Origin of the sequence: Rhizobium sp. SEMIA 4085 (assembly GCF_013004495.1) — a bacterium.
GTDB classification, from domain to species: Bacteria; Pseudomonadota; Alphaproteobacteria; order Rhizobiales; family Rhizobiaceae; genus Rhizobium; species Rhizobium gallicum.
In genome coordinates this window covers 1-8493 of sequence record NZ_JABEPH010000269.1, presented here as the reverse complement: position 1 = coordinate 8493, position 8493 = coordinate 1, and the positions used below count along the sequence as shown (strand labels likewise).

The following is an 8493-nucleotide window of genomic DNA, read 5'->3' as shown; positions in this document are numbered from 1 at the left end:
TGCCTGAGCAATCAGCACCGGCGCGTGCCAGCCGACGCTTTCGCGCATTTCGGCGACGAGACCGGCGATTTGCTGCGGTTCGGAGATATTGCGGCCGAAGAGGATGAAGCCCCAGGGCCGCTCAGCCTTGTAGAAGGCTTTTTCTTCAGGGGTGAGTGACAGGCCGCTACAGCCCAGGATCATCGCTTTTGATTCGTTCATATCCGAATCATAGAGGCCTGTTGGGGAATTGCGAGTAAGGTCAATCGCCATTCACAGGAAAGCAGCACACAAAAAAGCGGCGGGACATGCCCGCCGCTCCGGATCAAACGATCAACCGTTTACTTCGAAATCAGGCAGCTGCCTCCAGCTGAGCGATATTGCTGGCAAAGGGCTGCGGCCTCGTCCTTCGAGCCGGCCGGGATCCGGACGCGGTAGAACGTGCCTTTACCGGCGATTTCGGCCTTTCGGATTTCAAAGCTGCGGCCGCCGAGGACGCTTGCAAACTTCTTCGACAGGCTCGCATAGGATTTGTTCGCCTCTGCTTCGGACGGCAACGACGCGATCTGCATGCCGTACCCGCCAGCCGGTGCAGCCTGCTGCGGCTTGGCAGCGGCAGGCTCGACGGATGCCACTTCAGCCGGCTTCGGCTGCTGTTCGGCCGGGCGGACATTGCCTTTTTCGGTCACGGTGCCGACGACATTGACCGGCTGCTCGGCCGGACGGGCCGTCGGTACCGGCGCCGTATCGGCAGGCTTTTCAGCGGCGGGCGGTGTCTGAACCGGGGCGACAGGCTGATCGACCTTCGCATTTGCCGGATCTGCAGCGGCAACCTTTTCCAGGGTAGACGTGGATGGCTGCTGAGAGGCGGGCAGCGGCGCGACGGTGGTCGTTTCAACAGGCGTCGCGCGGATATCGGCAGAGGCGACCTCGTTGCTCGCCGGGAAGCTTGCCGCCGAACCTTTAGAGGCCGTCACGGCGGCAGGCGGCTGAACGGCGGGCTCTTCAACCGGTGCGGCAGGCTCTTCGCGGGCAACCAGCGTTCCGTCCGGCTTGACGATCATTGTCCGAACCTTGCGCGGTGCAACGGCGGGCGGACGATCGCTATCGGGGCCGTCTTCGGCCGCAGCACCGTTCTCAGCCGTGTCCTCGTTCGGAAGCAGACGCGGGTCCTGCGTATCGCCGACCGGCGTACTTGCCGGGTTGTCGGCGATGGGTCCATCGTTGTCTTCCGGCAGAACTTCGGGCGTCAGGGTGCGCTGAACGACATCGACGGGCTCTTCGTCGGATGAAACGAGCGCCTTCTGCTTCGGCGCTTCGGTGGCACCGGCAACGCGGTCATAAACCGCCTTGTCCTGGTTTGGCACAGTCTTGCCGCCCGGATTTTCCGGGACGATCTTGACCGGTTCCTTGTCGGCCACGATCACGCGCGGTTCGCCGCCAGCAATGCCGAGGCCGCCGTCGGTAACAACCGAAAAGACGCCGTAGGCACCGCCGGCGAAGACGATGATCAGAGCGGCAGCCGCAAGCAACCGCTTCATGGAACGGGCGCGACCCATGTCCTCGGCCTCGGCCGCGGATTGGATACGGACCTCGGCCGGCGCTTCGGCGCGGCGAACGGGTTCACGAACGCTGCGGCGGAAATCCTCCTCAAGCGCACGCTCGAATTCGTCAAGTCCGCCAGCCGACTGCGGCCGAGGCGCCACCGGCGCTGCTGCAACAACGGCAGCGGCTGCTGCAGGAGCCCAAGCGGGTGCCGCCGCAGCCGGTTCCTTTCGGACTGACGTTTCGAAGAGGCTTGCAATTTCCGCGTCGACGTCGAAATCGAAGTCGTTTACCGGCGCAGCCGGCGCCGGCTGCTCGACGGGCGGCAGCGACGGCACATGCATGTCCTCGACAGTCTCGGGATGATGGTCGGCCTCGGAAATCATCGAGGCATCGAAGGGAAGATCTTCATCGGCGTCGGCTGCAGCGGCCACGCTCTCCACGCTCTCCACGGCTGCGGGATGCGGCCTATCGTAAAGCGAAGCGGCAGCAACCTGCCCGACTGGCCGCGCGACAACCACGGCAGGCGGCGGTGCCGTAACGACAGGAGCAGGTTCCGGCGTCTTTGCAGGCTCGGCAAAATCTAGATCGGCGAGTTCGAGTTCGATGCCTTCGAGATCGAGTTCGAAATCGTGGCCGGCAAACGGATCTTCGCTGTCAGCGTCCTGCTTGGCAGGTGCGGCCCCAGCGGGAACTTCGGCGGCAGCAGGCGCAACAACCACTGGAGCGGCGTCAGGTGCAGCAGTAACGGGCGCAACGACCAGCGGCTCCCACTCCTCGAAAGGTGCCGCCTTCGGCTCCTCGGGCGCAGAGGCCGCGCGCTGAGGAACCGGATAACGGGAGACGTCCGCCAGCAGATCATCGAAATCGAAGGCGATCGGCTGATCTTCGGGAGGCGCTTCAGTCAGCGCGGCGTCAGCCTGTACGACGCCTTCCGTTGCGGCAGCAACCAGATCGAATGGTTCAGCTTCAACCCGGGGCTCCATCGCAACCGGCGCCTCCACCGGCGCAAGCATTGCCTGGGCTTGCGCTTCATCCATGACCACTTCGTCATGGCGATCGAGCTCGGCCGGAAAACCCTGCGGAGCAGCGGTTTCGAATTCCTCGGCCGGATCAAAGGCGACCGGCTCCATAACCGGTTCCGTTACCGGTTCGGGCTGGACAACGGGCTGAACATGCGCAACAGGCTCGGGCTGCTGTTCGGGAGCGGCGACCGCCTCGACAGGCGCAACGCCTTTTACGGGCGCTTCAACCGGCTCGTCGCGGCGAGCGGCATGGAAGTTTGCAAGCGGAAGCTTGATGCTGGCAGCCGACCACTGCGGCGCCTTGGCAGAGGCCGAAGCCTGAGGAATTTGAACCGTGGGACCGCCGATCGAGAGCTCGAGCTCCTCGATCAGATCGCGGGCACCACCGAAAACTGGTTCGGACGCCTGGGGCGCGGCCCAATCGGCGGCGGAAAGGACCTCGGCCTCCTCCCCGGCGGGCGATGTGGCACCCGGCGGATCGACAGGCTCCGGCTCGACGATGGCCTCGGCTGCGGGATAGTCATATTCTTCGGCGGCAGGCTCGGCCGGACGATCGAGGCCGGCGAGCGGACGCGGAGCGTCGAAACGCTCGAATTCGCGGAGAAGCTCGTCCTCGAGATTGAATGCCGGCTCCTGCCGGGGCGCTTCAGCAACCGTATTGGCGGCTATGCGCGGCTCGAAGCCTACGATACGCGCAAGCTCAGCCAGCGGATCGCCTTCATCGAAAAGCTCCGTCTTCTTTCGCGTATCATACGCCAGTTGTTTGTCAGCCATACTCATCCCACCCGTAAACCCACGCGGTCAAATGCCAGCGCAATGTGGGGAAATGGTGACGTTATCGCATTTCATCCGGTGCGGCAGTGCCTGTAATGGCGAGTCCCGACTTCAAAACCGAAGCGACAGCATACACCAGCCCAAGTCTGGCAATACTCGATTCTCGGTTCTTATCGTTAACAAATCGTAAGTCCGTTTGATCTTTACCTTTATTCCAGTGCGCATGGAAGAAACTTGCGAGATCATACAGGTAAAACGCGATGCGATGCGGCTCGTGCGACTGTGCCGCAGATTCGACGATGCGCGGGAATTCTGCCGCCTTCGCAACCAGCTGCAATTCCGTGGGATCGTAGATGCCGGAGACCGCATCCGCAAGGTCTTGGGGCGATAGGTCAAGATCCGGAAACGCCTCCTTCGCCTGGCGGAAAACCGACATGCAGCGGGCATGCGCATACTGCACGTAAAAGACCGGATTGTCTTTCGAATGCTCCGTTACCTTGGCGAAATCGAAGTCGAGCGGCTCGGAATTCTTGCGGTAGAGCATCATGAAACGAACCGAATCGCGGCCCACTTCCTCGACCACGTCGCGCAGCGTCACGAAATCGCCGGAGCGTTTCGACATCTTCACCGGCTCGCCGTTGCGGTAGAGCTTCACGAGCTGGCAAAGCAGAACGGTGAGCTTCGATTTTCCTTCGGAAACGGCGCGGGCAACGGCCTCCAGGCGCTTCACGTATCCGCCGTGGTCGGCGCCGAGCACATAGATCATTTCGTCGAAGCCGCGATCGAACTTGTTCTTGAAATAGGCGACATCCGCGGCGAAATAGGTGTAGGAGCCATCCGACTTGATAAGCGGGCGATCCATGTCGTCGCCGACTTCCGTCGAGCGGAAGAGCGTCTGCTCGCGGTCTTCCCAGTCTTCCGGCACCTGGCCCTTCGGCGGCGGCAGCGCGCCCTTGTAGACATAGCCCTTGAAGGTCAGATCATTGATCGCGGTGCGTATCGCGGCAGCGCCGGCGTTATGCAGCATCCGCTCGGAAAAGAAGATGTCGTGATGCACGTTGAGGGCTGCGAGGTCCTCGCGGATCATCGTCATCATCGCGTCGATCGCGCGATCCTTGACGATCGGCATCCACTGCTCTTCCGGCATGTTGTGCAGCCGCACGCCATAGTCGCCAGCAAGGGACTTTCCGACCGGGATCAGATAATCGCCCGGATAAAAGCCGGGCGGGATATCGCCGATGCTTTCGCCAAGCGCTTCGCGGTAGCGCAGGAAGACCGAGCGCGCCAGCACGTCGATCTGCGAGCCGGCATCGTTGATGTAGTATTCCTTCTCGACGGCATAGCCGGCGAAGGCAAGCAGGTTAGCCAGCGCGTCTCCGACGACGGCGCCGCGGCAATGGCCGACATGCATCGGGCCGGTCGGGTTTGCCGAGACATATTCGACATTGACCTTCTTGCCGGCGCCAAGCTTCGAGCGGCCGTAATCGGTTCCGGCCGCGATGAGCGAGGCAAGCAAGCGCTGCCAGTAGCCGATGGAAAGCCTGATGTTGATGAAGCCGGGACCGGCGACGGAGACGTCGGCTACGTCGGCATCTTCCTTCAACTTGGCGATGATGATTTCGGCGAGCGCGCGCGGATTGGTCCCCAGCGACTTTGCCAGCACCATGGCGGCATTGGTCGCGACATCGCCGTGGCTTGCATCACGCGGCGGCTCGACGGCGATGCGGCCGAAATCGAGCTCGGATCGCTTTTCCTTGACGATATCAATCTGTTCAAGGGCGTTCTTAATCCTGGCTTCGAAGTCGGTAAAAAGGTTCATCGCACTCTTCCATGCATAGGCTCTGACGCAGCTCCTGCCACGGCGCCCGCTGCCTATCGCAAATCCGGAGTGTGGTCAAACAATCGCCGGTGGGCGCTGATTGCATAGGTGTCGGTCATGCCCGCCAGATAATCGCCGACATGGCGGGCTTTCGGCGCATCGGCAAGGCCTGCAATATGATCGACCCAGTAATGGCTCTGCATCTCCTTCGGATTGGCCATGTAGGCGGCGAAAAGATCGGTGACGATCTTTGCGGCGCCTGCGCGGATGCGCATGATGTCGGGATGGCGGTAGATGCGTTTGAAGAGCATCTGCTTGATCTGCTTGTCGGTCTGCGACATCGCCTCCGAGAAGGTTGCGATCACCTTGCCGGCCTTGCGTACATCTTTGACGCTTTTCGGCTTCACCTCAGTCAGGCGCTCCTGGGCGACGGCAATGACATCTTCGACCATGCGCGTGATCTGCCGGCGCATGATCTCATGCGTGAACCGGCTCTTCTCAAGATGGGGGTAGCGCGCGCGGACCTCGGCCATCAGTCCGGCGAGGAACGGAATTTCCTCCAGCATCTCGAACGTCAGGTAGCCCGAACGCAGACCATCGTCGATGTCATGGGTGTTATAGGCGATGTCGTCGGCGATCGCTGCCACCTGCGCTTCGAGGCTGGCGAAGGTCGCAAGTTCGAGGTCGTGGATTTCGCAGTAATCGAGGATCGGCTGCGGCACCGGCCCGCGCGTGCCCTGCCCGTCCTTCGTCAGCAGCGGCCCATTGTGCTTCACGAGGCCTTCGAGGCTCTCCCAGGTCAGGTTGATGCCGTCGAATTCGGCATAGCGCCGCTCCAGCTTGGTGACGATGCGGAGCGACTGGGCGTTATGGTCGAAGCCGCCATAGGGCAGGAGCACCTCGTGCAGCGCGTCCTCGCCGGTGTGGCCGAAAGGCGTGTGGCCAAAGTCGTGGACAAGCGCCACGCCCTCCGCCAGGTCCTCGTCAAGCTTCAGGGCGCGCGCTAAGGCACGCGCGATCTGGGCGACCTCGATCGTGTGCGTCAGGCGTGTGCGATAATGATCGCCATCCTGCGCGATGAAGACCTGCGTCTTGTGCTTCAGACGGCGAAAAGCGGTCGTATGGACGATGCGGTCGCGATCGCGCTGGAATTCGGAACGCGTCGGGCTGCAGCTTTCGGCATAAAGCCTTCCGCGCGTCGTCCAGGGGTCTGCCGCATAGGTTGCCCGCTCGCCATTTCCAAAACCCAACGCCTGCCTGTCAATCTTCATTTTTCACCGTCATTCAACATCGCGCAGCACCTCGCCCATTGACGCCGCATCGCGCTCTTCATACCTATAGCCAACATAAACGGCAAAGAGGCGCTTTCTTAACTGCTTTGCCGATTAATGCGTTCTGGCAACGCATGTGGTAAATTCTTTTGATATCAGCCGTTTGACGTTTCATCGGCCAGTATCAATTCTCTCCGGATCTTGACCCCGGCAGGAGGAAACATGACGGATACAAGTGTAACCCTTTCCGACGCGGCGGCAAAACGAATCGCGGCGATCGTCGGTGCCGAAACCGGCAAGAACGCGCTGCGCGTTTCCGTCGAAGGCGGCGGCTGCTCGGGTTTTTCATACAAGTTCGATCTTACCGGCGATGCCCGCGACGATGACATCGTCATCGAGAAGAACAACGCCAAGGTCCTGATCGACAGCCTGTCGCTGGTCTACATGGCAGGCTCGGAAATCGACTTCGTCGACAACCTTCTCGGTCAATCCTTCCAGATCAAGAACCCGAACGCGGTTGCAAGCTGCGGCTGCGGCACCAGCTTCTCGATTTAAAGCTTTGCCTGTCTATCCACATCGAACCGGCCGAAGTATCCCTTCCGGCTGGTTTGTCGTCTTGTCCGCATGTGGGACGGCACGATAAAAGATCGGGTACGAAGCTGCAAAAGGAACAACCTATGAAGATCGCGACCTGGAACATCAACGGCGTCAAGGCGCGCATCGACAACCTCACGCAATGGCTCAAGGATTCCGATCCGGACATCGTCTGCCTGCAGGAGATCAAGACGATCGACGAGGCCTTCCCGCGGCTCGAGATCGAGGCGATGGGCTATCACGTCGAAACGCATGGCCAGAAGGGTTTCAATGGCGTTGCGATCCTTTCCAAGGCCACGCCGGACGAGGTGAGCCGCGGGCTGCCGGGCGATGCTCTCGACGAGCAGGCGCGTTTTATCGAAACCGTGTTCTCGATCCCCGGCAATCGCGCCCTTCGCGTCTGCTGCCTCTATCTGCCGAACGGCAATCCCGTCGACACCGAAAAATATCCCTACAAGCTCGCCTGGATGGAGCGGCTGCGCCAATTTGCGGTCTCGCGCCTCGCCTATGAGGACGTCTTCATCCTTGCCGGCGACTACAACGTGATCCCCGAACCGCACGACTGCTTCGATCCGAAGGTCTGGGAAAGCGATGCGCTCTTCCTGCCGCAAACGCGCGAGGCCTTCCGCAGGCTCGAAAATCTCGGGCTTACCGATGCCGTCCGCACCTCGAGCGACGCCGTTCAGCTCTATTCCTTCTGGGATTACCAGGCCGGCGCCTGGCAGAAGAACAACGGCATCCGGATCGATCACCTGATGCTTTCGCCGGAGGCCGCCGATCACATGACGTCGGTGGCGATCGAAAAGCATGTACGGGCCTGGGAAAAGCCGTCCGACCACGTTCCGGTCGTCGCCTATTTCGACTTCGCAGCTTAAGGTCGCAGATTAGTCGCGGCCGGTCGCGATCTTGTGGGAGAGCGAAACAGCCGTGCGGCGATCACCTTCGGTCGCGACCGAGAAGGCCTGCTCCTGCAGCGATTCCATCCAGCCGCAATCCTTCGGCTTGCAGCGGTCGAGCGCTGCCGTCATCAGCGCCAGGCCGCGTGCCGACTGGCCTTCCTGGAAGAGAATATTGCCGAAGACCGACATGGCGCCGGGGTGGCCGCTCTTGCGGGCCTGGTTCAGCCACTTCTTCGCCTGCTGCGGACTGCGCGTGCCGCCGTCGCCCGACAGCATCATCTGCGCGAGCTGGAACTGCGCTTCAGCGACGCCGAAGGTCGATGCCACCTGGAAATAGAGCTGGCGGGCCTGGCTGAGATCGGTCCGCACCGGGCTGCCGGGAATGCCGTGCTTGTAATAGTTGGCGAGCGACAAAAGCGCGTTGATGAAGAAGCCGGTATCTTCGGAGCCGGGCTCCACGCCCTGCTGGGCGATCTCACTGTATATCTTGAAGGCTTAGAAAACGTCCTGGGCGACGCCGTAGGCGTCGGCATACATATTGTGGAGCGCCCAGCGCGAACCCAGAAGGCCCTTTTCGGGGGCGGATT

The 8493-nt window shown here is 61.6% G+C and carries 5 protein-coding genes and 2 pseudogenes; 2 read left to right on the top strand and 5 right to left on the bottom strand.

The features are described 5' to 3' along the window. From C9413_RS22795 to C9413_RS22780, 4 genes and pseudogenes are all read right to left on the bottom strand, one after another. A pseudogene (locus C9413_RS22795) lies at positions 1-201 on the bottom strand (beta-hexosaminidase); the annotation flags it as partial. Between the two features lie 119 nt (positions 202-320). Next, the gene (locus tag C9413_RS22790; protein WP_039844709.1) at positions 321-3323 is read right to left on the bottom strand and encodes an SPOR domain-containing protein; all 3003 of its coding nucleotides are present in this window, start codon (positions 3321-3323) and stop codon (positions 321-323) included. A 61-nt stretch (positions 3324-3384) separates the two neighbouring features. Further along, entirely contained in the window at positions 3385-5142 is a 1758-nt protein-coding gene (gene argS / locus C9413_RS22785; protein WP_039844708.1) for an arginine--tRNA ligase, read from the bottom strand. A 53-nt stretch (positions 5143-5195) separates the two neighbouring features. Further along, complete coding sequence (locus tag C9413_RS22780) at positions 5196-6413, bottom strand: deoxyguanosinetriphosphate triphosphohydrolase (RefSeq protein WP_039844707.1); 1218 nt, start codon at positions 6411-6413, stop codon at positions 5196-5198. A 222-nt stretch (positions 6414-6635) separates the two neighbouring features. Here C9413_RS22780 and erpA point away from each other — a divergent pair, with 222 nt between their 5' ends. Together erpA and xth are read left to right on the top strand one after the other, a co-directional pair. Further along, positions 6636-6968 carry an iron-sulfur cluster insertion protein ErpA gene (gene erpA, locus C9413_RS22775; protein ID WP_022715352.1) on the top strand — a complete coding sequence of 111 codons (333 nt, stop codon included), beginning with the start codon at positions 6636-6638 and terminating at the stop codon, positions 6966-6968. Positions 6969-7090: 122 nt separating this feature from the next. Continuing rightward, positions 7091-7882, top strand: a complete 792-nt coding sequence (xth, locus tag C9413_RS22770; protein WP_039844706.1) for an exodeoxyribonuclease III — start codon at positions 7091-7093, stop codon at positions 7880-7882. Between the two features lie 9 nt (positions 7883-7891). Here the strand turns inward: xth and C9413_RS22765 are convergent. Further along, positions 7892-8493, bottom strand: a pseudogene (locus C9413_RS22765) (tetratricopeptide repeat protein); the annotation flags it as partial.